23 protein-coding genes are annotated in these 22,186 nt (G+C 61.0%); 16 read left to right on the top strand and 7 right to left on the bottom strand.

Features of this window, described 5'->3' with window-relative positions; all coding sequences use genetic code 11:
* Positions 1-5: 5 nt before the first annotated feature.
* The 3 genes from ACVWYF_RS18195 to ACVWYF_RS18185 are packed head-to-tail and all read left to right on the top strand — an operon-like array spanning position 6 to position 2,170.
* The gene (locus ACVWYF_RS18195; RefSeq protein ID WP_457070642.1) at positions 6-131 is read left to right on the top strand and encodes a hypothetical protein; all 126 of its coding nucleotides are present in this window, start codon (positions 6-8) and stop codon (positions 129-131) included.
* Positions 132-134: 3 nt separating this feature from the next.
* Complete coding sequence (locus tag ACVWYF_RS18190) at positions 135-1,205, top strand: ABC transporter permease (protein ID WP_457070640.1); 1,071 nt, start codon at positions 135-137, stop codon at positions 1,203-1,205.
* Complete coding sequence (locus ACVWYF_RS18185) at positions 1,193-2,170, top strand: ABC transporter permease (protein ID WP_457070638.1); 978 nt, start codon at positions 1,193-1,195, stop codon at positions 2,168-2,170. Before ACVWYF_RS18190 ends, ACVWYF_RS18185 begins: the two co-directional genes overlap by 13 nt.
* Before the next feature lie 780 nt (positions 2,171-2,950).
* Here the strand turns inward: ACVWYF_RS18185 and ACVWYF_RS18180 are convergent.
* From ACVWYF_RS18180 to ACVWYF_RS18155, 6 genes are all read right to left on the bottom strand, one after another.
* Complete coding sequence (locus ACVWYF_RS18180; protein ID WP_457070636.1) at positions 2,951-3,862, bottom strand: SDR family oxidoreductase; 912 nt, start codon at positions 3,860-3,862, stop codon at positions 2,951-2,953.
* Positions 3,863-3,943: 81 nt separating this feature from the next.
* Positions 3,944-4,597 (bottom strand): peptidylprolyl isomerase, encoded by a 654-nt coding sequence (locus tag ACVWYF_RS18175; protein WP_457070634.1) that lies wholly within the window; start codon positions 4,595-4,597, stop codon positions 3,944-3,946.
* Positions 4,598-4,691: 94 nt separating this feature from the next.
* A complete protein-coding gene (hemC, locus tag ACVWYF_RS18170; RefSeq protein WP_457070632.1) occupies positions 4,692-5,618 on the bottom strand; it encodes a hydroxymethylbilane synthase in 927 nt (308 codons plus the stop codon).
* Between the two features lie 106 nt (positions 5,619-5,724).
* Positions 5,725-6,855 carry a DNA polymerase III subunit gene (locus tag ACVWYF_RS18165; protein WP_457070630.1) on the bottom strand — a complete coding sequence of 377 codons (1,131 nt, stop codon included), beginning with the start codon at positions 6,853-6,855 and terminating at the stop codon, positions 5,725-5,727.
* The gene (locus tag ACVWYF_RS18160; RefSeq protein WP_457070628.1) at positions 6,852-8,072 is read right to left on the bottom strand and encodes a GlmU family protein; all 1,221 of its coding nucleotides are present in this window, start codon (positions 8,070-8,072) and stop codon (positions 6,852-6,854) included. The genes ACVWYF_RS18165 and ACVWYF_RS18160 overlap by 4 nt, the downstream gene beginning before the upstream one ends.
* Positions 8,073-8,241: 169 nt before the next feature.
* Positions 8,242-8,511, bottom strand: a complete 270-nt coding sequence (locus ACVWYF_RS18155) for a type B 50S ribosomal protein L31 (protein WP_457070626.1) — start codon at positions 8,509-8,511, stop codon at positions 8,242-8,244.
* 233 nt (positions 8,512-8,744) lie between these two features.
* On the opposite strand from ACVWYF_RS18155, the gene ACVWYF_RS18150 reads away from it, so the two are divergent.
* The 12 genes from ACVWYF_RS18150 (at position 8,745) to ACVWYF_RS18095 (ending at position 19,976) form a co-directional block, all read left to right on the top strand.
* Positions 8,745-9,173, top strand: coding sequence for a hypothetical protein (locus ACVWYF_RS18150; protein ID WP_457070624.1), 429 nt, complete (start codon positions 8,745-8,747; stop codon positions 9,171-9,173).
* A 137-nt stretch (positions 9,174-9,310) separates the two neighbouring features.
* Positions 9,311-9,907 carry an RdgB/HAM1 family non-canonical purine NTP pyrophosphatase gene (gene rdgB / locus ACVWYF_RS18145; protein WP_457070622.1) on the top strand — a complete coding sequence of 199 codons (597 nt, stop codon included), beginning with the start codon at positions 9,311-9,313 and terminating at the stop codon, positions 9,905-9,907.
* A 172-nt stretch (positions 9,908-10,079) separates the two neighbouring features.
* Positions 10,080-10,706 carry a uridine kinase family protein gene (locus tag ACVWYF_RS18140; RefSeq protein WP_457070620.1) on the top strand — a complete coding sequence of 209 codons (627 nt, stop codon included), beginning with the start codon at positions 10,080-10,082 and terminating at the stop codon, positions 10,704-10,706.
* A gap of 210 nt (positions 10,707-10,916) precedes the next feature.
* Positions 10,917-11,306, top strand: a complete 390-nt coding sequence (locus ACVWYF_RS18135; RefSeq protein WP_457070618.1) for a hypothetical protein — start codon at positions 10,917-10,919, stop codon at positions 11,304-11,306.
* A gap of 90 nt (positions 11,307-11,396) precedes the next feature.
* The gene (locus ACVWYF_RS18130; protein ID WP_457070616.1) at positions 11,397-11,858 is read left to right on the top strand and encodes a DUF4268 domain-containing protein; all 462 of its coding nucleotides are present in this window, start codon (positions 11,397-11,399) and stop codon (positions 11,856-11,858) included.
* A gap of 87 nt (positions 11,859-11,945) precedes the next feature.
* On the top strand, positions 11,946-12,323 hold the full coding sequence (locus ACVWYF_RS18125) for a hypothetical protein (RefSeq protein WP_457070614.1): 378 nt from the start codon (positions 11,946-11,948) through the stop codon (positions 12,321-12,323).
* A gap of 123 nt (positions 12,324-12,446) precedes the next feature.
* On the top strand, positions 12,447-15,434 hold the full coding sequence (gene secDF, locus ACVWYF_RS18120) for a protein translocase subunit SecDF (RefSeq protein ID WP_457070612.1): 2,988 nt from the start codon (positions 12,447-12,449) through the stop codon (positions 15,432-15,434).
* Between the two features lie 243 nt (positions 15,435-15,677).
* On the top strand, positions 15,678-16,292 hold the full coding sequence (locus tag ACVWYF_RS18115) for an RNA polymerase sigma factor (protein WP_457070610.1): 615 nt from the start codon (positions 15,678-15,680) through the stop codon (positions 16,290-16,292).
* Complete coding sequence (locus tag ACVWYF_RS18110) at positions 16,279-17,922, top strand: hypothetical protein (protein WP_457070608.1); 1,644 nt, start codon at positions 16,279-16,281, stop codon at positions 17,920-17,922. Before ACVWYF_RS18115 ends, ACVWYF_RS18110 begins: the two co-directional genes overlap by 14 nt.
* Positions 17,923-18,018: 96 nt before the next feature.
* Positions 18,019-18,414, top strand: coding sequence for a c-type cytochrome (locus ACVWYF_RS18105; protein ID WP_457070606.1), 396 nt, complete (start codon positions 18,019-18,021; stop codon positions 18,412-18,414).
* A gap of 14 nt (positions 18,415-18,428) precedes the next feature.
* Complete coding sequence (locus tag ACVWYF_RS18100) at positions 18,429-19,019, top strand: YceI family protein (RefSeq protein WP_457070604.1); 591 nt, start codon at positions 18,429-18,431, stop codon at positions 19,017-19,019.
* A 39-nt stretch (positions 19,020-19,058) separates the two neighbouring features.
* Positions 19,059-19,976 (top strand): DUF5777 family beta-barrel protein, encoded by a 918-nt coding sequence (locus ACVWYF_RS18095; RefSeq protein WP_457070602.1) that lies wholly within the window; start codon positions 19,059-19,061, stop codon positions 19,974-19,976.
* 84 nt (positions 19,977-20,060) lie between these two features.
* Here ACVWYF_RS18095 and ACVWYF_RS18090 read toward each other — a convergent pair whose 3' ends face one another.
* Positions 20,061-20,663: a NifU family protein gene (locus ACVWYF_RS18090; protein ID WP_457070600.1), complete on the bottom strand. Its 603-nt coding sequence runs from the start codon at positions 20,661-20,663 to the stop codon at positions 20,061-20,063.
* A 429-nt stretch (positions 20,664-21,092) separates the two neighbouring features.
* On the opposite strand from ACVWYF_RS18090, the gene ACVWYF_RS18085 reads away from it, so the two are divergent.
* Positions 21,093-22,186: Ig-like domain-containing protein (locus ACVWYF_RS18085; protein WP_457070598.1), on the top strand; the 1,094-nt coding region annotated here is incomplete at its 3' end.

Genomic DNA, 22,186 nt, shown 5'->3' with positions numbered 1-22,186 from the left:
TACCCTTGCTTTTTCTCCCTGGCTGCATTGCGGCCAACAAGCGCCGGAGCGGGTTGAACGTGGGCAGCCCCATACCAAGCTACCTGGCCACTCCCATCCCCCGCCCGGCGCAGGCCGCTCCGGCTCCGTAGCGCATGGCCCGTTTCGTCTTCTGGCGGCTGGCCCGCACCCTTCTGGCAATCTGGGCTTTGGCTTCGGCCGTATTCCTGCTGAGCCGCCACGACCTCGACGCCGCTCTACGCCTGGCCCTGCCCGATGCCGCCAGCCAGACCGGCTCCCAAACCAACCTGCTGCCCGAAAGCCAGCGGGCCGCGCAGCAGGCCTTGCGCCAGCGCTTTGGCCTCGACTTGCCGGTATTTTACGTGAGCCGCGGGCCGGCTTTAGCGGCCGGGGGGCAGCCCTGGCACTGGCACGGCCGCCGCAACCAGTACCACCAGTGGCTGCGGGCACTGGCGCACGGCGATTTGGGCACTTCGTTTCGAACGGGCGAGCGCGTAACCGAACGTTTGCGCCATGCCCTAGCTTTCACGCTGCCGCTCACGGGCACGGCGGCCGTACTTGCGGTACTGGGCGCGCTGGCGCTGGCGCAGCGCCTGGCCACGGCCCCGTGGTGGCAGCGCTCATTGCGCACGGGGCTGGTAGCCGTGCATGGCCTGCCGCTTTTCGTGGTGGCCCTGGTGCTGCTGCTGGTATTTGCCAACCCCGACGTGCTGGACTGGCTGCCCGCGTACGGCTTCGGCGATGACCTGAGCATGAGCGCGAGCACCGGCCAGCAGTTGGCCGAGGGCTTCCTGCACTTAATTCTGCCGGTATCAGCATTGGTTATTGCGGCCGTGCCCGAGCTCACGCTTCAGCTCACCGCGGCCCTGCAGCAGGAGCTGGGCACGGCCTACGCCACCACGGCCCGCGCCAAGGGCCTGTCCGAAACGGCCGTGGTCCGGCACCACGCCCTGCGCAACGCCCTGCTCCCCACCCTCGCCCAGATTGCCGAGTTCCTGCCCGCTCTCGTGGCCGGGGCCGTGGTGGTGGAGGTGGTATTTGCGCTGCCCGGCATGGGCCGCCTGCTGGCCGAAGCTTCCGCTGCCCGCGACTATCCCGTGCTGCTTGGCGGCGTACTGCTCACCGGCGCGGTCCGCCTGCTGGCCCTGCTAGTCGCCGACCTCTGCTACTTCTGGGCCGACCCCCGCATCCGTTGGCAATCCTGACCTCCTTCCGCCCCACCTGGCCACAGCGGCTGGCACTGGGCTGGCTGGGCTGGCTGGTGCTAGTGGCGGCCGTGGCCCCCCTGCTGCCCCTGCCTTATTCGCCGGGCACGCCCGATTTGGCTCACATGGCCACGCCACCGTTTAGCGCTGCCCGGCACTGGCTTGGCACCGACCCGCAAGGGCGCGATGTGCTTAGCACATTGGTTTATGGTGCCCGCACGGCCCTGCTGCTCACCTTGCCGGCCGCCCTGCTTGCGGCCCTGGTTGGGGGCCTGGCCGGGGCTGCCGCCGGCTTTTGGGGAAACACGGCCCGGATGCCTCTGCCTTACTGGCTGGTGGGCGCGGGCGGCATGTGGTGGGGCCTGCAGCTACCCATGCCCCCGCTGGGACTGGCAGTGGCGCTTTTTGGCGGAGTGCTGGCCTGGCTGGCAAATTCACAAAAGCGCCAGCTCCCGGCCTGGCCCTTGCCGGTCAATGCGTTGGTAATTGGCACGGCCACGGCCCTCGACACCATCCCGCGCCTGATTGTGGTGGTGGCGGTGGTGGCCAGCATTGGGCTTTCGGCCCTTGGCCTGCTGGCAGTGCTGGTGCTTACTACTTGGCCCCCACTGGCTCGTTTGGTGCGGGCCCAAATGCTGCGGGTACGCCGGCTGCCGTTTGTAGAGGCTGCGCGGGCGGGCGGCCTTTCGGAGGGGCAAGTATGGTTTCGGCACGCCTTGCCCCATGCCCTGCACCCGCTCCGCACCGCATTGCCGCTGAGCATGGCGGGCCTGCTGGGGCTGGAAAGCACTTTGTCGTTTCTGGGCATTGGCCTGCCCCCGGAGGTAGCCAGCTGGGGGCGGCTGCTCGCCACCGTGCGCAATGAGCCCAGTGCCTGGTGGCTATTACTATTCCCCTCATTAGTGCTCACTATGAGCATTTTAAGCCTAAGCACCTTGAGCCGCTCGACAATATCCAGGACTTAAGCTCCCGCGGGTAATGAGGGCACCTATTTCATGCTCCAGATTGGGCTAAAACGGCTGATAGGATGTCACAAATGCTGTCCTTCCACGAGAGTAATTACCTATTTCCTGTGTCAATTGAATGCTTATATTTTATTGAAATACAATATATTAACTCAATGAACGCACTGCTTAATTTTTATCAAATGTAATTTTACTGTTTATAAATTAGGTAAAAATACCGTACCAGCCGATTTTTTAATGTCACAATCAGGGGCATTATGTCCTTTTTCAGGCTGAGTAGTGGCCGTAACATTGTATTGCTTTTGATAAAAACCCTCGCTACTCGCCCCTAGTAGCGCTTCCTTTTCTACCACCGTTTTATCTATATCGTTATGTACCTGCTCATTTATCCATCATTAAGCAATCCTCGCCGGCCCAAAGCCCCGAAAGAAGCCACTCGTCCCATCTCCGTAGGCATCGATTTCGTCACTCCTGACGGAATGGTCGTGCCCCGGGTCTTGGGTGAAGCGGCGCTACTGGGCCGCACCGCCGTTTTGGTAGGAGGGCTTTTGGTTGGAGTATGGCCCCAGGCGTAGGCCTGTGTTTCCGCTGCTATTCCGCCTTTCCTTCTTTTTGGTTTCCAGCTCCTGATTACCCTTGCCGCATCTGGTATAATATGCTACCCATAATCCAGTATCTACCGCTCACCGGCTACCCCTGCTGAGTTTTAACCCGCCGTCTGCCCCGGCGGGTTTTTTTTGTCCATTCCCGAAGCAGGTTGCTCCAATTACATGCAGTACGCTAGCTAGCGCTGGCTTCGCTTTGGGCGCTCACCACGGCAATGCCCTCGGCAAAGGTGTGGGGGCGGTAGCCAAGGTCGCGCCGGGCCTTGTCGATGAGGAAGCCGGTGCGGGCGGGCCGGCGGGCGGGCTGCGTGAACGTGCTGGCATCGACCCGCTCAATCAAGCCGGCATCGAGGTCAAAATGCTCGGCTACGCACAGGGCCATGGCATAGGGCGTAAGCAATTCCTCGCCGCTGATGTGGTAGATGCCCTGGGCAGCCTGCCGGGCCAGCAGCCAGCAGCCCAGGGCCAGGTCCTCGGCCAGGGTGGGCGTGCGCCACTGGTCGGCCACTACTTTAATGGGCCTGCCGGCGCGCAGGGAATCGCGCACCCAAAGCACGATATTGGTGCGGCCGTAGTCGTGGGCCACGCCGTACACCAGCACGGTGCGGGCAATGGCCCACGGACCGGAACTGGACTGCACGGCCTGCTCGGCGGCCAGCTTGCTCTCGCCGTAAAAGTTAACCGGCCCTGGGGCGGCATCTTCAGCGAGCGGGCCGGCTTCGCCACTAAAAATGAAGTCGGTGCTGAGGTGCGTGAGGTGGATGAGTTGCCGGGCGCAGGTTTCCACCAGGTTTTCGACGGCCGTCACGTTGTGCTGCCAGCAGGCCTCGCGGTTGAGCTCGCACTCGTCCACGTTGGTCATGGCGGCGGTGTGAATGACGTGGGTGGGCTGCTCCCGGGCCAACACCTGCTGCACTTGGGCGGCATCGCTCACGTCCAGCGCTACGAAGCGAACGTCGGGATAGTGGCCGGCCAGCTTATTGGTGCCCCTGGACGTGGCGACGAGTTCTACATTAGGCTGCTGCCGCAGCAGAGCCACCAGCTTCTGGCCAAGCAGGCCATTGGAACCCGTGATAAGGACTTTCATGCGGCACGCCTTTGTAATGCACCAATGACCTGATTCTAAATATTACTGATAATCAGTAATTAACAACCCCAATGGGATGGATTACGGGTAGGTATAGCCATAGTCCTTTGTGATTTTCTTGCGCTTCATCTTCTCCACTTTCATGGTCATTTTGGCATCGGCCAGGGGGCGGTCGCGGCCGTCTTTGGGGAGCTTGGCAATTTTATCAATCACGTCGAGCCCTTGGATTACCTGGCCGAAGACGGTGTACTGGCCATCGAGAAAGTGGGCACCGTCGTGGTTTTCGACCAGGTAAAACTGGGTAATGCTGCTGGGCGTGCCAGCCGGGCCGCCCATGCGGGCGGCGGCTAGAGCGCCGTAATTGTGCTGGTGGCCGGGGGTGAGCTCGGCAGGGATGGTGCCTTCGTTGGGCTGGCCGAGGCCGTCGTTGCCGGGGTCAGCATCCTTGGAATTGGCATCGCCACCCTGCACCATAAAGCCTTCGATGACGCGGTGAAAGGTGGTGCCGTTATAGAACCCGCTCTGGGCTTTCTTCAGAAAATTGGCCTTGTGCAAGGGCGTGTCATCGAACAGAACCAGCCGGATAACGCCCTGCGCCGTGGTGATGGTTACGACCTCATCCTTGCTTTTGTGCTTGGCGGGCTTGGCTGGCTTATCCGCCGCGAACGTGGGCGAAGTCAGCCACAACAGAGCCAGAAATACGGTGCCGACCCAAGAAAAAAGAAAGGATTTCATAAGAGAAGAAAGCTGAAATAACGGGGTTGATGCCCCAAAAATACGTGGATTTGCTAGCTGTGGCCAAGCGCTTCGGCCGCATCCGCGAACGCCGCTAGCCGCGGTGTTCGCGGATGCTGGCCAGGATTTCGCGCCCGCCGCGCCCCAGCACGGTATCGGCCACCGATATACCCAAAGCCCGGGCTTCCTCGGCGGTTTCGACGGTCTGGATTTCCTCCACGTACTCCTCGCCGCTGAGGCTGATGAGGCCGCCGTGCAGGCGCAGCCGGCCGCCCTCCAGCGTGGCCAAGGCGAAGGATGGGATGCTGCACCCGCCCTCCATGGTGTGCAAGAAGGCGCGCTCGGCCAGCAGACAGGTGTGGGTTGCGGGATGGTCAAGGGCAGCTTTGAGGCGGGCTTTCAGGGCCTCGTCAAGGTCGGCGGCGCACTCGATGGCGATGCTGCCTTGCCCGGTGGCGGGCACAAACTGGTGGGCCGGCAGCGTGTGGCGCACCAGATGCTCGTAGCCCATGCGATGCACGCCGGCGAAGGCCAGCACCAGCGCATCAAACTGGCCTTCTTCGAGCTTGCGCAAGCGGGTCTGGAGGTTGCCGCGGGCTTCGGCGGTAGTGGCATTGGGGTAGAAGCGGCGCAGCTGGGCCTTGCGGCGCGTGCTGCTGGTGCCCAGCACGATACCGGGCTTATCAAGCGCAAAATGCTCATCAAAGCTCAGCACCACGTCGTTCACTTTTTCGCGCTCTAGGAAGGCCAGCAGCTCCAGTTCACGCGGGATGCTGCTTTGCACGTCCTTGGCCGAATGCACGGCGAGGTGGGTCTCGCCGCGCAACAGGCTGGCTTCCAACTCTTCGGTGAACACGCCTTTGGAACCGATTTTGGCCAGGCTGCGGTCCTGCACAGCGTCGCCGGTGGTCTGCATGGGCACGATTTCGGTTTCGAAACCGGCCTTTTGCAGCAGGTGGGCAACGTGCTCCGTCTGCCAGAGGGCGAGGCGGCTGGCGCGGGTGGCGAGGCGGATAGTCATGTTGGAATGGTTGCGTTTTGAGGGTTCGGGGTTGAATAATACATGCTGATTAGAGAGCCCTGAAGCGATGCCCGATGGCCGCAACTCAACTCTCAACATCCAACACTCAAGCCTTTAAAAATCCGCCCAGCCGCAGCGAGCTATCCACGAACACCATTTTGGCGTTGGCATTGCGCTCGATGTGGTAGTGGGCATCGGTCAGCTCTTTGGTTAACAAATCGGCGTTACGTGGGGTCACGAATCTGGCGAAACCAGCCACGAACTGCTGCTCCCCGCCAGCCAGGTGGGGCACAAATTTTGGGTCGATGCCGAACAGCAGCACCTTGCGCAACAGCCCCAGCGAGAAGCTGAGCAGCTCTTTCTGGTTTTCGCGGCCCAGCTTCTGGAACTCCTCGGCCAGTTTGAGAATATCGGCCGCTTTCTGACTGAATGAGAGGCGCATCCAGCGCATAAAAAAATCAGCATGGTCGTGGTCGGCGTTGGCGTCGCGGCTGGCAATGGCCGCGCCCAGGCTACCGTCGGCCAACTGGGCCACCTGGCGGGCTTTCACCTCGGGCACCTGGTATTCGTCGCGCAGATAGGCGGTGATATCGTCCTCCGAAAACGGGCGCACCACCACCGGCTGCACCCGGCTGATGATGGTGGGCAGCAGCTGCTCAGGCGCGTGCGACACGAGCAGGAAAATGGTGGCGGGTGGCGGCTCCTCCAGCAGCTTCAGCACGGCGTTGGCGGCGGCGGGATGCATGAGCTCGGGCAGCCAGAGAATCACGATTTTAAAGCGCGCCTCGAAGGCTTTCAGGCTCACCAGCTTCAGAATCTGCACGGCCTCGTCTTTGCTGATATTGCCCTGCTTGTTTTCGGCCCCGATGTGCTGCATCCAGTCGTTGAGGCCCTGGTAGGGATTATCGAGGATAAAGGCCCGCCACTCGGCCATAAACTTGCTGCTCACTGCGTCCTTAGCCACCGATTTGGTGGTGGTCACGGGCACGATGAAGTTCAAATCGGGGTGAGCCAGCTTGGCCGTTTTGGTGCAGGCCGGACAGTGGCCGCAACTGTCCTCGGCATCGGCAGCACGGGCTTCGCAGTTCAGAAACTGGGCGTAGGCGAGGGCCAGCGCCAGCGCCGCACCGCCCTCCTGCCCCCGAAAAAGTTGGGCGTGCGCCACATGCTGCCGCTGCACCGATTGGCGCAGCAGGGCCTTGACGGCGGCTTGGTTGGGGATATCGGCGAAGGTCATGCTTTAGCTTTCTCCCAAACCCGGTCCTCTTCCGTCGCCTCAAACACCACCTGCATAATCCCCTGCTCCACCGCATCATACGGCAGGCTGCGGCGGGCCATTACGCGTTCGGCCACTTCATTCACCTTGGGCAGCTTGAATGTTTCGAAACCGGCCGCGCCGCCCCAGCTGAAGCTCGGGATGAAGGTGCGTGGAAAGCCGGCTCCGAAGATATTGGCCCCCACGCCCACGACAGTGCCGGTGTTGAACATGGTGTTGATGCCGCATTTGCTGTGGTCGCCCATCATCAAGCCACAGAAGGTTTGGCCGGTGTCCACGAAGCGCTTGGCGGCGTGGCTCCAGATTTTGACGGGCGCGTAGTTGTTTTTGAGGTTCGAGGTATTGGTATCGGCCCCCAAGTTGCACCACTCGCCGATGACGGAGTTGCCGAGGTAACCGTCGTGGCCCTTGTTGCTGTAGCCCAGCAGGATGCTGTTGCCCACTTCGCCGCCCACTTTCGAGAACGGCCCCACGGTGTTGTCGCCACGCATTTTGGCCCCGGCGTTGATATGCGAACCCTCGCACAGCGCCAGCGGGCCTTTTATAATTGCCCCTTCATGCACCTGCGAGTTCTTGCCCAGGTAAATCGGTCCGTCCTCGGCGTTGAGAATCGCGGCGCGAATTTTCACCCCCTCTTCAATGAAGATGTTTTCGGCCCCGTACACGATAGTATGCGCGTCGTTCACCGGCTGCGAGGTGCGGCCTTTGGTGAGGAGCGCGAAATCGCGGCGGATTTCCACGCCGTTGCGCAAAAACAGCTGCCACGGCCGGTCAATCACCGCCACGGGCTCTACTACCTGCTTTTCCTCGCGCAAGCCATCCTGCACCAGCTCGGCCACCAGCGAAGCATCCGCCAGATGGGCCGCTACCAGTAGTTCGTCGCAATACAGGCCCTGGCCCGGCTGCAAGGCCTGCACTTGGCGCACCAACACCTCGTCGGGGCACACGGCCCCGTTGATAACCAGCGCCGGACCGGTCACCACGCCATCGGCGCACACCGGAAACTTAGCCTGCAAGTAAGGCTGCGTGAGGTAGCCCACGGTGGGTGCCCCCAGGTGCCGCTGCCATTTCTCGGCAATGGTGAGAATGCCGCAGCGCAGCGCCCCCACGGGCCGCGTGAACGTGAAGGGCAGCAGATGCGGCCGAATGGTCGGGTCGTCGAAAAGGAGAACGTGCATGGCAGAGAGCTTCAGGCCGCAAGCTACAAGCCACAAGCTCGCAGCCGACCCAGACGTACGAATGGATAGAGCTAAGAATGACAAAAGAAAACTCCTGCCAGCTTACGCCAACAGGAGTTCTATCAAAAGCTTATGGCTTGCCGCTTGACGCTTAAAGCCCAAATAAAAGCTATTCTTTGTTGGCGCTGCTCTGCTCTTTCTTGGCGTAGCGGCTGCGGAATTTCTCCACGCGACCGGCCGTGTCGATGAACATATTTTTGCCGGTGTAGAAGGGGTGCGAAGCGGAGCTTACTTCGATTTTCACCAGCGGGTACGTTTTGCCGTCTTCCATTACAATGGTGTCGGTCGGCTTCATCGTGGAGCGCGTGATGAACTTAAAGTCCGAAGAAGAGTCCTGGAATACGACTTCCTGGTACTCGGGGTGGGTGTCCTTTTTCATATCGAGAGGTCGGTTTTACCGGTTGAACCCTGCCGATTTTGCGGAAGGGACTGCAAAAGTACGGCTTAGCTCGGAAATACCCAACTCCGGGTCTAATATTTTCGCCACAGCGAGGCCCGCCACCCCGTGCGACTGAGCTTGTTGGCTTTCTTAAAAGGTTGTACATTTGAATTCGGCCCACACTCGGGGCCGGCCCGTTGCGCGTGCTGAAAGCTGTACTCGTTCGCCGTCTGTTGCGCCGTTCCGGCCCCGTAGCCCTGCTACTGGTGCTGTGGAGCGTGGCCGTGGTGTACGCGGCCACGCTCACGGTATTCACGGCGGCTTACTCGGGTACCATCGTGCGGGTTGACTGGGAAGTAAATTCCGAAACCGACGTTACCGGCTTCGAGCTGGCCCGCAAGGGAGCCACCGAAGCCAGCTACACCGTGGTAAATACCACCGCCGCCACTGGCATGCGGCACTACCAGTACCTCGACGCCAACGTGTACCGCACCACCGGCGGCACCGTGCCCGCCCCCGCACCCTCGGCCGGCAACGGGCCTTACACCTACCGCCTCACCGTGCGCGGCTCCGGCACCGACCAGAGCTACCTCACCGTGCTGGCCGGCACGCCCAGCGCCGTGCAACGCTCCTGGGGCACCATCAAGTCGATGTTCCGGTAGCGACAAAATATCAGCAGAACGTCATGCTGAGCGCAGCCGAAGCATCTCTACCGCGCAACTAAGTTAGGTTTAGTATTGCGGGAGAGATGCTTCGGCTGCGCTCGGCATGACGTTCTTTTTTAAAAAACCCCCTCATAATGCCTATTCCAACCCGCCTCTGCTTCGCTTCCAACAATGCCCACAAGCTCGATGAAATTCGACCGCTGCTGCCGGCCAGCCTGGAACTGCTGAGCCTAGCCGAAATCGGCTGCCACGAAGAGCTGCCCGAAACCCAGGATACCCTGGAAGGCAACGCCCGCCAGAAAGCCGAATACGTGCGCCAACACTACGGCATGGCCTGTTTCGCCGATGATACCGGCCTGGAAGTAAGCGCCCTGCATGGTGCGCCCGGCGTGTACTCGGCCCGCTACGCCGGCCCCCAGCGCCTGGCCGAAGACAACGTGGCCAAGCTGCTGCAAGAGCTGGCCGGCCAGCCCGACCGCTCGGCCCGCTTTCGCACGGTGGTGGCCCTGGCCGGGGCCGATGGTACCATGCACGCGTTTGCGGGCGAAGTGGCCGGCCATATTATGGAGGACCAGCGAGGTACCGGCGGCTTCGGCTACGACCCCGTGTTCGCGCCCACCGAGGGGGACGGCCGCACGTTTGCCGAAATGAGCGGGACCGAAAAAAACCGCATCAGCCACCGGGCGCGGGCCGTGGCCGGGCTGGTGGCTTTCTTGAACGCAGGAGAATAAGGTATAGGACAAAAAGAACGTCATGCAGAGCGCAGCGAAGTATCTTGCCCGCAGTGAGTAATTCAATAGACAGGATTAGTGGTGGCGGACAAGATGCTTCGCTGCGCTCTGCACGACGTTCTCCCAGCTCCCCTACCCCATATTCCCTGTCCCCAAACTACCTTTGCCTGCTATGCAGACCCCCTACTTAATTGGCATTACCGGCGGCAGCGCTTCTGGCAAAACCACCTTCCTGCGCCGGCTACTGGAAGCCTTCCCAGAGGAACAGATTTGCCTCATCTCGCAGGACAACTATTATCACCCGCGCGAAAAACAGTTGCGTGACGATATGGGGGTGGAAAACTTCGACCTGCCCGCCAGTATTGATGCCGCGGCCTATGCCGCCGACGTGCTAAGCATCAGCCAGGGCCACGAGGTGCGCCGCAAGGAATACACCTTCAATAATGCCACCGTGACCCCCAAGGAGCTAGTGTTCCGGCCCGCGCCCATTGTGGTGGTGGAGGGCATTTTCGTGTTTCACTTCGAGGAGATTGCTAAGCTGCTCAACCTGAAAGTGTACATCGATGCCCAGGAGCATGTGAAGCTACACCGCCGCATCATCCGCGACCGCGACGAGCGGGGCTACGACCTGGCCGACGTGCTCTACCGCTACACCCACCACGTAGCGCCCACCTACGAGCAGTTCATCGCCCCCTACAAGCACTACGCCGATATCGTAATTCCCAACAACCGCCATTTCGAGCGTGGGCTGGAGGTGCTGGTGGGGTATCTACGCACGAAGGTGAACGCCGAAGAATAAGACCTTCGCGAACGGCTAAACGGCTTTGGAAGGTCCCATTTGCGTAGCGTGACCGGCTAATCCGGCCGAATGTTTTTGCCGGATTCATCAAAGTAGCAGTTAAAATAGATTATATTGGACCGAAATTCATCTTTGCGGTTGCCCCGCACGGGGTTGGCCCCAGGATGAATTGCTCCGTATAACTCTTTTTTACACGCTATTCTTACGACGATGAAAGGTTCTTTTTACTTAACAGTGCTGGCGGTGGCGGGATTGGCAGTAATGACCAGCTGTGACAAAAATGGCCAGTCCGGCGTGCTGCAACACCCGGCGGGAAACGCGGCCTTGCGCGTGGCCGTGACGCCCGACAAGGAATACGACCAGGCTTTTGAAGCGTCGACCAGCAAGCTGAGCGATACGACTTACCTCATCATCACCAAGGCCGAGCGCGGCAGCGTGTTTGCCGTGCATACCGGCCCGTTGCCCATCGCCGACCACGCCGTGTGCTTTGCCAGCACCTACAACCCCGGCTTCCGGGAGTGCGTGGAAGAATATTACCACAACGCCGGCGGCGTGGCCATCCAGAACAACGAGGCTGGCTGGTGGGCCACACCTTTATGAGTTAAAAGTTAAGAGTTGAGAGTTAGGAGTTGACTTAAGCACACTTCCTGGCAACTCTTAACTTCTAGCTCTTAACTCTTACCTCCCCTAATGTATAGCAAAGCAGAGATAACCCGATTGCGCCAGGCGTTCTGGACGGCTTTTGGGCAATACATGGCCCCGGTGCCGTCGGCCGAGGGCGACACCACCAATTGGATAAACTATAAGACGGGCGTCAAGAACGTGTATTTCCGGATGCAGGCCGACAACCGCCGGGCCAGCATCGCCATCGAGCTCACGCATCCGGACGCGGGCATCCGCGAGCTGTTCTGGGAGCAGTTTCTGGAGCTGCGCACGCTGCTGCACGAAACGCTGGGCGAAACCTGGAGCTGGGCTCCCGACGCCACCGATGCCCAGGGCCAGCCGCTGAGCCGCATCTACCACGACCTGCCCGGCGTGAACCTGTTCAGCCGCGACGACTGGCCGGCGCTGATTTCGTTCTTTAAGCCCCGGCTTATGGCCCTGGATGCGTTCTGGGCCGACGCGCAGTATTCATTTGAGGCGCTGAAGTAGTGGGTTTTACGGAATTCAAATGGGGTTAAAGAAGCACTTGCTGGCTTTTCCGGCAAAGTGGTATCTTTGCAGACCCCGTTTGCCGCCATGTCCCAACTGATTGCTCGTTTTTGGTTTTCGCTCCGCTTCGCCTGGCTTGCCGCCACGGTGCTGCTGGTGCTGGGCCTGAACCAGCGGGCCGTGAGCGTGCTGCGCCTGCCCCAGGGCACGGGCGAAACCCGCCTCGCCGCCCCGCCCAAGGCCACGGTAGTGAAACAAAAGGTGCAGTTTGAAGCCACGGGCACGCCCAAGCATTTCGTGGCCCCGCCGGCCCATGCCTGGCTGCCGTTGCCCACGCTGGGCAGCGCCTGGCTGCCGGCCCTGCGCCGCGCTATGGCCGTGCCGCTCCCCCTGGCGGGCGTGCGGGCCGGCGAGATTTTCCGGGCGCGGCTGCTGGCCGTGGTCCTGTCGCCGCAGGCTCCCTAGTTTTTGAATTAAGAATTGAGAATTAAGAATTAAGAATTGGTGTCTGCCAGTTTTTCATTCTCGATTCCTCGTTTCTCAGCCCCCAATTCTTAATTTTTAATTGCTAATTGTTAATTGAATCAAATGCGTAACAAAGGATTAATCATCGCGCTTACCCTCGTCGTCACGGCGTTGTGCGCGTACTTCCTCTTCTTCACCTACGTCTCGCGCGGGGTGCAGGAGAAGGCCGTGGCCTACGCCACCCAGAACGGCAAGCTCAACGAAGGCCAGCGCCAGCACTACCTCGACTCGGTGTGGCGTGCGCCGGTGTTCGGCCCCTTCACCTACCGCGAGGTGCGCCAGAGCGAGCTCGGCCTCGGCCTCGATTTGAAAGGCGGCATGCACGTTACGCTGGAAGTTTCGCCGGTGGAAATTGTGCGCGCCATGAGCGGCAACAGCAAGGACCCGGCCTTCAATAAGTCGCTGGCCGATGCGCAGGAAGCCCAGAAAACCAACTCCGGCACGCCGTTCACGGCCTTATTTGCCCAAGCCTGGCAGCAGAACGCCGCCGGCCGCCCGCTGGCCGCCATCTTCGCCAATACCACGAACAAAAGCCGCAACATCGACATCAAATCCTCGAATGAGAAGGTGATTGCCGCCATCAACAAGGAAGAAGAAGAAGCTATCGACCGCTCGTTCAACATCCTGCGCACCCGCGTGGATAAGTTCGGCGTGAACCAGCCCAGCATTCAGCGCGTGAAGGGCACCGGCCGCCTGCAAATTGAGCTGCCCGGCGTGGACAACCCCGACCGCGTGCGCAAACTGCTGCAAGGCCAGGCCAAGCTGGAGTTCTGGGAAGTGTGGAACCAGAACGAAGTAGGCCCCTACCTGGTAGCCCTCGACAAGCAGCTGCAAGCCCGAGACGCCGCCGCCAAAGCCGGCCCCGCCGCCGCCATCAACATGGCTGACACCACTGCGACCGCCGCCGCCGGCGACTCCGCCACCTCGCTGGCCAAGCAGCTGGCCAAGAAAGCCGGTGGTGCCGCCGACTCGTCGGCCGCGGCCAACAAAGTCGGGGCCCTCGCCAAGCTCTTCACCATGCCCGGCCGCCTGGGCGTGAACCTGCGCGACACCTCGGCCATGAACAAAATCCTGAACTCGGCCGAAGCCAAAGCTACGCTGCCCCCCACCCTGGCCCTGCTCTGGCTTGGCAAACCAAAGACCATCGACAAGCAGGAGTACCTGGAACTGGTTCCGGTGCGCAAAACCCGCGACGGTGTACCGGCCCTGGCCGGCGAAGTAGTGAGCGATGCCCGCTCCGACCTTGGCCCGAACGGCCAGCCCGAAGTGTTGATGACCATGACCCCTGCCGGCTCACGTAAGTGGGCCAAGATGACCGCTGCCAACATCGGCAAGCAAGTGGCCATGGTACTTGATGACTATGTCATTTCGGCCCCGGTGGTGCAGAGCGAAATTACAGGTGGCGGTACCAGCATCACGGGTGATTTCCAGATTGAGGAAACCCAAGACCTGGCCAACAGCCTGAAAGCCGGCAAGCTGCCCGCCCCCACGCGCATCGTGGAAGAGGCCGTAGTAGGCCCGTCGCTCGGCCGTGAGGCCATCAACCAGGGCCTGTACTCGTCGCTGGCCGGCGTAGTGATTATCATGCTGTTTATGGCCTTCTACTATGGCCGCGCTGGTATTGTGGCCGACATCGCGCTGCTCTTCAACATCTTCCTGATTCTGGGCGTACTGGCGCAGTTCGGCACGGCGCTCACGCTGCCCGGCATCGCCGGTCTGATTCTGGTGATGGGTACCTCGGTAGATGCCAACGTACTGATTTTCGAGCGAATCCGAGAGGAGCTGGACCACGGCCTCGGCCTCACCGATGCCATTAACAAAGGCTACTCGCGCGCTTTCTCGGCTATTTTCGACTCGAACGTGACCACCATGCTGATTGCCGTGATTCTCGGCTTCTTCGGCACGGGCCCGGTGCAAAGCTTCGCCATCACGCTCGGCATTGGCGTGCTCACCTCGTTCCTGTCGGCCGTGTTCGTGTCGCGCCTCATCATCGAGTGGATGGTGAAGGGCAACGAGAACCACCCGATGACCTTCAGCACCTCGATTTCGCGCAACCTGTTCAAGAACCTGAACTTCGACATCGTGGGCAAGCGTAAAATCGCCTATGCTTTCTCGACCATCTTCATCCTCATCGGCTTCGGGCTAATGTACGTGCAGGGCGGCCCGAACCTGGGCGTGGACTTCAAAGGCGGCCGTGCTTACGTAGTGGACTTCAACAAAACGATGGTGGCTTCCGACGTGGCCGATAAAATCCGCCCCGCGTTCCAGAATGCCGGCCTTGAAGTGAAGCAATACGGCGCGCCCGACCGCCTGCGCATCACCACCGGCTACCTGGCCGAGGACGAGAGCGCCGCCGCCGATGCCAAAGTAGTGGCTTCCCTCAACCAGGGCCTGCAAGCCTACAGCGCCGATGCCCCGGTTATCAAATCGACCTCGAAAGTGGGCGCGACCATTGCCGACGACATCAAGCGCACCTCGGTGCTCTCGCTGGGCCTCACGCTGCTGGGCATATTCATCTACGTGCTGTTCCGCTTCGAGCGCTGGCAGTACTCGATGGCCGCCGTAATAGCGCTGTTTCACGATGCCCTGCTCGTGATTGCCGCCTTCCCGATTGCCCGCCTCTTCGGCGCGAACTACGAGATGGACCAGATTTTCGTGGCCGCGCTGCTCACGGTTATCGGCTTCTCGATGAACGACACGGTGGTTATCTACGACCGTATCCGCGAGTACCTGCGCGAGAACCCCAAGCTGACGTTCGCCCAGGTGGTGAACCCGGCCCTGAACTCGACCTTCTCCCGCACGATGATTACGTTCACCACCGTGTTTCTGGTGGTGCTGGTGATGTACATCTTCGGCGGCGAAACCCTCCGCTCGTTCTCCTTCGCCATGATTATCGGCGTGATTTTCGGCACGTACTCGTCGCTGTTCATCGCCACCCCGATTATCCTCGACACCTACGGCAAGAAAGAGGAGCGGGAGCGCAAGGCTGCCGGCGAGGACGTAACCGGCCTGCCCGGCGACGCGCCCAAACTGAGCACGGCCACGGTGTAATGTCTGAACCGCAGATTAAGTGGATTTAACGGATGGAACTGATTCAGCCGTTTTGAATTTACACTACTACAAAAAAGGTCGTCCACTGGGCGGCCTTTTTTTATATCCGGCTGCTGCAAGAGCGCAAGAATACGCTCGAATTAGTTCCATCCATTAATCCACTTAATCTGCGGTTCAGACACAGGCAACCTAATTTGCTTACCTTCCGAGTGGTCAGTTAAGAAGCCTGTCCAACGCCGCGCTATGCTGCACATCTCCCCATCCGATTCTGCCCCACTGGCGCTGCCTGAGCTGCTGGCAGCCTGCGTACGGCAGGAGCGGGTGGCCCAGCGCCGGCTCTATGGCCAGTTCCACGGCTTTGCGATGGGCATTTGCCTGCGCTACGCCCACGACCGTGACCAGGCCCTGGAGGCAGCCAACGACGGCTTCGTGAAAGTATTCCGCGACCTGTATCGCTTCGATGCGGCCCGCCACCCCGACGATGTGCCGGGGTCGTTCCGGGGCTGGCTCAAGCGCATCATGATTCACACGGCCATCGACCACTACCGCGCCAACGAGCGCCACCAGCACCAGCAGGAGCTCGACGACGCCACCCTGAACCAAGCCGACCAGAGTGCCACGCCCCTCGATGCACTGAGCTACGACGAGCTGCTGGCCCTGGTGCAGCGCCTGCCGCCCGCCTACCGGGCGGTGTTCAACCTGAACGTAATTGATGGCTTTGGGCACGAGGAAATTGCCAGACAGCTACATATCTCCGTGGGTACTTCCAAATCTAATTTATTTAAAGCCCGTGCCCATTTGCGGGCCATGCTGGCCCCGCTTACTACTTCCTCAGCTGTTCGATATGTGGTCCGATAACGATATAGATAAGGCGTTCCAACGGCTAAACCCGCCGGAGCCGGAACCGACGCCTTTCCCCCTGGATGCCTGGCTGCGGCTGGAAAACCAGTTGGACAAGGCCGTGATTGAGCGCGCCGTGCGGCGGAGATTATGGCAGTTTTTTGCGGCCGAAGTAGCCGTGGTGCTGCTGATTGGGCTGGGCTGGCTGGTGCTCCGACCCACGGCCCCAGCCCCGATTATGGCAACCGCCACGCTGGCCGGGCGGCCGGCAGTTTCAGCAATTGCCGCCGCCCCGGCGGCCGGGCACCAGACCACGGCAACAGCTCGCCGCCCGGCTCCAACAGCTGCCAATACCCCCCGCGCCGCTGCTTCAGACACTCCGCTAACCGCTGCGCCGGCATCAGCAGCTCCGGCAGCCGCTACCCGCCCATCCCAAGCTTCCTCAGCCGCTTCACCAACCCCTGCCGCCGCCGCTAGCAAAGCATCGGCAATTCCCCACCCAACCATAGCGCATCCATTTACGGTAACGCCCACTCCGGCGCTTGCCTCACATCGCCGAACCAGAGACGCGAACACCGAAGCCGCCGTTCGTCAGCAGGGTATTGCAAATGGTTTGGTGGCGGCCACCGAGACGGGCAAAGCGGTGCGCCGGTTTAGCGAAGGCGCGGCGGCCACCAACCGGTACGCAACGGTTACCACACCAAGTGAGCGTGTTGCTAAAACCTATTCAGAAACCAGCAAACGCCCAAAATCCAGGACCAGCCGCCTGCATAGCGTTGCGCCGGGCGCGGGCTACGCAGGGGCGGCGCACACCCGCAACCCGGTTGCCACTCACCCCTGGAATGCCCGGATGGCAAGCGTTACCACCACCGCTACGGATGGTTCCGCCACGCCTCCCACCAGTGCGGAAGCTATTCTCACCGCTGCTGGCTTTGTCCCGCTGGCCCCGGCTGCGGTGCCGGCCCCGGCTGCGGAGCCGGTTCCGCTGCCAATGCCGCTGGCCACGGTGGCCCTGGCCGAGACGCTGCCCCAGGCCGAGGTGGCTACACCAGCCCATGAGCCACGCTTCTACGTGGCCCTGGTGGGCGCGCCCGATGTGAGCACGGTGAAATTTGCCAGCATCGAGAAACCCATGGCCAACGTGGGACTGGTGCTGGAATACCGCCTCAGCCGCCGCCTGCGCGTGAATACCGGCCTGCTGCGCGCCACCAAACAGTACGTGGCCCGGCGCGCCGACTACGATTTCGGTGCCTATGCCCCAAACATTGTGCACCGCTACTTTGATGATGTGGACGGTAGCTGCACCGTACTCGACGTGCCCCTGAACCTGCGCTACGACTTGCTGACGCGGCCCCGGTACCGACTCTACGGCAGCGCCGGCCTGTCCTCCTTTTTTATGCAACGCGAACAATACTCCTACGCCTACACCGAAAACTACCGCGCCGGCTACTGGCAGGGCGATTTCGTGAATGCCAACCGCCACTACCTCAGCATCCTGAACCTGGCGGCCGGCTACGAGCGCACCCTCAGCGCCCATTGGAGCCTGCAAGCCGAGCCGTACCTGAAACTCCCCCTGGCTGGCGTAGGCGCCGGCAAAATCCAGCTCACCAGCGCCGGAGTATTTTTGGGGGTCAAGTACGGCTTTTGAGCATCATGCTACGCCCAAGTACCGGCCAACGCGCCGTTCCAGCGCCCCCTCTTGCTCATCTTGCTCATCTTCGTTATCAATCTCCCGACAATTTCTATGTCCGATATCAGTTCATTTTCTGCTTGGCTACGGCCAGCGCTGGCAGGCGCGGCCACGGCACTGCTGGCCCTGGCGGCCGGCTGCTCCTACGCACACGGCGACCCGGCTCCGGCGTGTGATATAGCCACCGAAAACATCACTTATGCCGGGGTAATTTCCCCCATTTTCGAGGCCAACTGCCGCCGCTGCCACGCCACGGCCGTAGCGGCTACACTGGGCAGCGGCAATGATTTCGGAAGCTACGCGGCCATCAGCAACTACCCGCAGGCTTCACTGATGGGCTCCATCAAGCACACCGCCGGCTATGACCCCATGCCCAAAGACGCCCCCAGACTTTCGGACTGCGACATTGCCCGCCTCGAAGCGTGGTACGCTAAGGGCAAGCCTCAATAACCCCCCTTTCTACTATGAAACGCTCTTTTTTTCTGCTAACGGCCTGGCTGTTGTTTGCCGCGCTCGGAGGAGCACGGGCGCAGAGCAAGTACATGACCAAAACGGGGCAGGTGTCGTTTTTTTCGGCCACCCCGATTGAGGACATTGAGGCCAAAACCCAGCAAACGGCGGCCATTCTCGATTTTGGGACCGGCCAGTTGGCTTTTTCCATCCCCATCAAAAGCTTCGTGTTCAAGCGCACCCTCATGCAGGAGCACTTCAATGAGACCTATCTGGAGTCGGACAAATTCCCCAAGGCCACTTTCACGGGGCATTTTGTGGAATTTGATGCCGCGACGCTGACCACGGCCGGTCCGCACAACGTGCCCGTGGAGGGCGACCTGACCCTGCACGGCGTAACGCACCATATTAAGCTGCCCGCCACCGTGGAGCTGAAAAATGGCCAGCTGCTGGCCGCCGCCACGTTCCCGGTGGCCTCGGCCGACTACGACATCGAAATTCCCCTGCTGGTGCGCAGCAACATTGCCAAGGTTGTGACCGTGCGCGTGGCCCTCACCTGCGCGCCCGTGGCGGGTGCCGTGGGAGCTACTTCCGCACCGCGTTAGCCTGTAATTCACTACGTTATTTTCTTTCCTGCTTTCATTATGACCCAAAATATTTACGCTTCACGCGGCTTTATGGGCCTGCTGCTGGCCGGGCTGCTGGCGCTGGCCAGCCCCGCCCGCGCCCAGACGGACCTGCTGCAAGACCTCGAAAAGCAGACCACCGACTCGACCCGGCGCGAGGTGGTAACCGCCACGTTCAAGGGCACGCACATCATCAACTCGCAGTCGGTGGAGACGCCGGGCCAGGGCACGCTAGCCTTCCTCATCCAACACCGTTTCGGCACCCTCAACAGCGGGGCCTACAACTTTTTTGGCCTCGACCAGGCCGTGCTGCGCCTCAGCTTTGAGTACGGCCTGACCAACCGGCTGGCCGTGGGAATCGGTCGTACCAACATCGAAAAGACCTTCGATGGATTCCTGAAATACAAGGCCTTGCAGCAAACCACCGGGGCGCGGCCCGTGCCGGTTTCGGTCACGCTGTTTGCGTCAGCCGCCATCACCACGCTCAAATTCGGCACCCTGCCCACGGAGCGCACTACGGCCTCGCGCCTCGACTACGCCTATCAGGTGCTCATTGCCCGCAAGGTCAGTCCGGGCCTGTCGGTACAGCTCATGCCCACGCTTATCCACCGAAATTACGTAGCCCTGGCCGGGATGCAGAACGACGTGTATTCCCTCGGCGCGGGCCTGCGCCAGAAGCTCACCAAACGCCTGGCCCTCACCGCCGATTATTTCTACGTGCTGCCCGGCTATGCGGCCGACCACTTTTACAACGCCCTCGGCGCGGGCATCGACATCGAAACCGGTGGTCACGTCTTTCAGCTGCACGTCACCAACGCCCAGGGCATGACGGAGAAGTTCTTCGTCCCGCAAACCAACGGCGACTTTTTCAACGGCGACATCTACTTCGGCTTTACGGTGGCGCGGAATTTTACCGTCAAGTCGCAGCTAAAATGAGTTAAAAGTTGCGCGTTAAAAATCAAAAAGGCCCGCTTGACGATTCAAGCGGGCCTTTTTGATTTTTAACGCGCAACTCTTAACCTACACCGTAATGCCTTCTGCTACTACGCTTTGCACTTCGGGCACCATGCGCTTGAGCAGGTTTTCGATGCCGGATTTCAGGGTAACGGTGGCCGAGGGGCAGCCGGAACACGAGCCTTGCAGGTTCACGGTCACGATGCCTTCGTGGTAGCTTTTGAAGGTGATGTTGCCCCCGTCCTGCTCCACGGCGGGGCGCACGTAGTTATCGAGCAGGTCGATGACTTTCTGGGCAATCTGGCCTTCCTGCTGGGTGGGGTCGCCGGCGGTGGCGGCTTGCGCGGCCTTCTGCTCGGCGGCGGGGTCCACGGTGAAAATGGGGCCACCGGCCTCCACGTAGCTTTTCAGGAACTGGCGCAGCTCGGGGATGAGCTGGGTCCAGGCCAGCTCGGGCTGGGATTTGGTAACGGTGACGAAGTTCTGGGCGACGAACACGCGGCCCACGTAGTCGAACCCGAACAGCTCCTGCGCCAGCGGCGAGTTGGCGGCGGCTTCGAGGTTGGGATAATCTACGCTCACGCCATCCACCAGCAGGTTTTGGTTGAGGACGAACTTCATGCTCTCCGGGTTGGGAGAAGCTTCGGCATAAATGGAAACAGCAGACATAGTTTCGGGGCTTAAAATCAAGGGGAAGCGCCGCCGAAGCGGCAGCTGCAAAGGTACAACCGCGACGGGGAGGCGGAGGTTGCAAATGTACCTACATCATTTGGAAAAGCCGCTCGCCCAATGACAAGTACCGCCGCGTTGCGGCTCAACGCCCTTGCCCAACCCATTCCTTGCCAACCGAAGAGTGCCACTCTTTAATTTTATTAGAAACGAGTGAGACTTTCGTTCAACCAACCCAAGAGTCCCACTCATTTCTAATAAAATAGGAATTACAAAAAACCATACCCGCCAAGCCCCGTATGGGCCGTATCCTACAAGACGACTTATTGGCATTAATTACCTGAAATACAGGCACAAAACCCCATCGGGCACAACCCAGCCGGGGTTGGCAAACTGCGAATTTGCGTAAGCTTTAACATTCTTAATCCAATGAGACAATTCTTCCCTGCTAGGAACCTGTTGCTGGCCCTGGCCCTGCCTTGGCTGGCCACGGCCGCCGCCCAGGCCCAGTTCGCGGTTACGGCGCTTAGCCCGGCACGAAACGCCACAGCCGCCCCGCGCCCGACTAACGTGGGCATCACCTTCAATCAGTCTGTGAATGCGGCCAGGGCGGGCAATGTGCGCGTTTTTAGTGCCCAGCGCGGCGGGCAACTAGTGCGCGGCGGCAACGCCACCGCCAGTGGCAGCACCATTACCGTGAACCCGGCCTCCGACCTACAGCCCGGTGAAACGGTATTCGTGACCGTGCCTGCCACCGTGGCCAGCACGGGCGCTACCGCCGCCACCCCGCATGTGTACCAGTTTACCGCTACCGCCGGCACCGCTACTGGTACCTTCGACGGTGGCACCGACCCCTATGTGAACGTCAGCCCGATGAGCGTGGTCGTGGGCGATATAGACGGCGACGGCGACCTGGACTTGCTCACGGCCAACCTTATCGGCTCGGTGAACATCCGTTTGAACAACGGAATGGGGGTGTTCAGCGGCAACACCGGCGTTGCCGTGGGCACGACGACGGCGAGCGTGGCACTGGGCGACCTGGACGGTGACGGCGACTTGGACCTGGTCACGGCTGACTATAGCAGCAATACAGCGAGCGTGCGCCTCAACAATGGGACAGGCCAGTTCAACAATGGCTCCAACCCGGGCGTAGGTACCAACCCGACGAGTGTAGCCGTGGGCGACGTAGACGGCGACGGCGACCTCGACCTGCTCACGGCCAACTATGGCACTACTGGCACGGTGAGCGTGCGCCTCAATAACGGGGCGGGCGTATTCAGCGGCGGCTCCGACCCCGGCGTGGACAGCCGCCCGCAAAGCGTGGCGGTGGGCGACGTGGACGGCGACGGCGACCTGGACCTGCTCACAGCCAACGGCATCGGCACGGTAAGTGTACGCCTCAACAATGGGGCGGGCGTATTCAGCGGCGGCTCCAACCCGGGCGTAGGTACCAACCCGACGAGTGTAGCCGTGGGCGACGTAGACGGCGACGGCGACCTCGACCTGCTCACGGCCAACTATGG

It is taken from the genome of Hymenobacter sp. UYAg731, assembly GCF_054061335.1.
The sequence above is the reverse complement of the archived record's forward strand: the minus strand, read 5'-3'. Positions and strand labels throughout refer to the sequence as shown.

Coding starts and splice junctions, on each gene's coding strand:
- ACVWYF_RS18190 (WP_457070640.1), top strand. CDS start 135: ATGGCCCGTTTCGTCTTCTGGCGGCTGGCCCGCACCCTTCTGGCAATC.
- ACVWYF_RS18180 (WP_457070636.1), bottom strand. CDS start 3,862: ATGAAAGTCCTTATCACGGGTTCCAATGGCCTGCTTGGCCAGAAGCTG.
- ACVWYF_RS18175 (WP_457070634.1), bottom strand. CDS start 4,597: ATGAAATCCTTTCTTTTTTCTTGGGTCGGCACCGTATTTCTGGCTCTG.
- hemC (WP_457070632.1), bottom strand. CDS start 5,618: ATGACTATCCGCCTCGCCACCCGCGCCAGCCGCCTCGCCCTCTGGCAG.
- ACVWYF_RS18165 (WP_457070630.1), bottom strand. CDS start 6,855: ATGACCTTCGCCGATATCCCCAACCAAGCCGCCGTCAAGGCCCTGCTG.
- ACVWYF_RS18160 (WP_457070628.1), bottom strand. CDS start 8,072: ATGCACGTTCTCCTTTTCGACGACCCGACCATTCGGCCGCATCTGCTG.
- ACVWYF_RS18155 (WP_457070626.1), bottom strand. CDS start 8,511: ATGAAAAAGGACACCCACCCCGAGTACCAGGAAGTCGTATTCCAGGAC.
- rdgB (WP_457070622.1), top strand. CDS start 9,311: ATGCCTATTCCAACCCGCCTCTGCTTCGCTTCCAACAATGCCCACAAG.
- ACVWYF_RS18140 (WP_457070620.1), top strand. CDS start 10,080: ATGCAGACCCCCTACTTAATTGGCATTACCGGCGGCAGCGCTTCTGGC.
- ACVWYF_RS18135 (WP_457070618.1), top strand. CDS start 10,917: ATGAAAGGTTCTTTTTACTTAACAGTGCTGGCGGTGGCGGGATTGGCA.
- ACVWYF_RS18130 (WP_457070616.1), top strand. CDS start 11,397: ATGTATAGCAAAGCAGAGATAACCCGATTGCGCCAGGCGTTCTGGACG.
- ACVWYF_RS18125 (WP_457070614.1), top strand. CDS start 11,946: ATGTCCCAACTGATTGCTCGTTTTTGGTTTTCGCTCCGCTTCGCCTGG.
- secDF (WP_457070612.1), top strand. CDS start 12,447: ATGCGTAACAAAGGATTAATCATCGCGCTTACCCTCGTCGTCACGGCG.
- ACVWYF_RS18115 (WP_457070610.1), top strand. CDS start 15,678: ATGCTGCACATCTCCCCATCCGATTCTGCCCCACTGGCGCTGCCTGAG.
- ACVWYF_RS18110 (WP_457070608.1), top strand. CDS start 16,279: ATGTGGTCCGATAACGATATAGATAAGGCGTTCCAACGGCTAAACCCG.
- ACVWYF_RS18105 (WP_457070606.1), top strand. CDS start 18,019: ATGTCCGATATCAGTTCATTTTCTGCTTGGCTACGGCCAGCGCTGGCA.
- ACVWYF_RS18100 (WP_457070604.1), top strand. CDS start 18,429: ATGAAACGCTCTTTTTTTCTGCTAACGGCCTGGCTGTTGTTTGCCGCG.
- ACVWYF_RS18095 (WP_457070602.1), top strand. CDS start 19,059: ATGACCCAAAATATTTACGCTTCACGCGGCTTTATGGGCCTGCTGCTG.
- ACVWYF_RS18090 (WP_457070600.1), bottom strand. CDS start 20,663: ATGTCTGCTGTTTCCATTTATGCCGAAGCTTCTCCCAACCCGGAGAGC.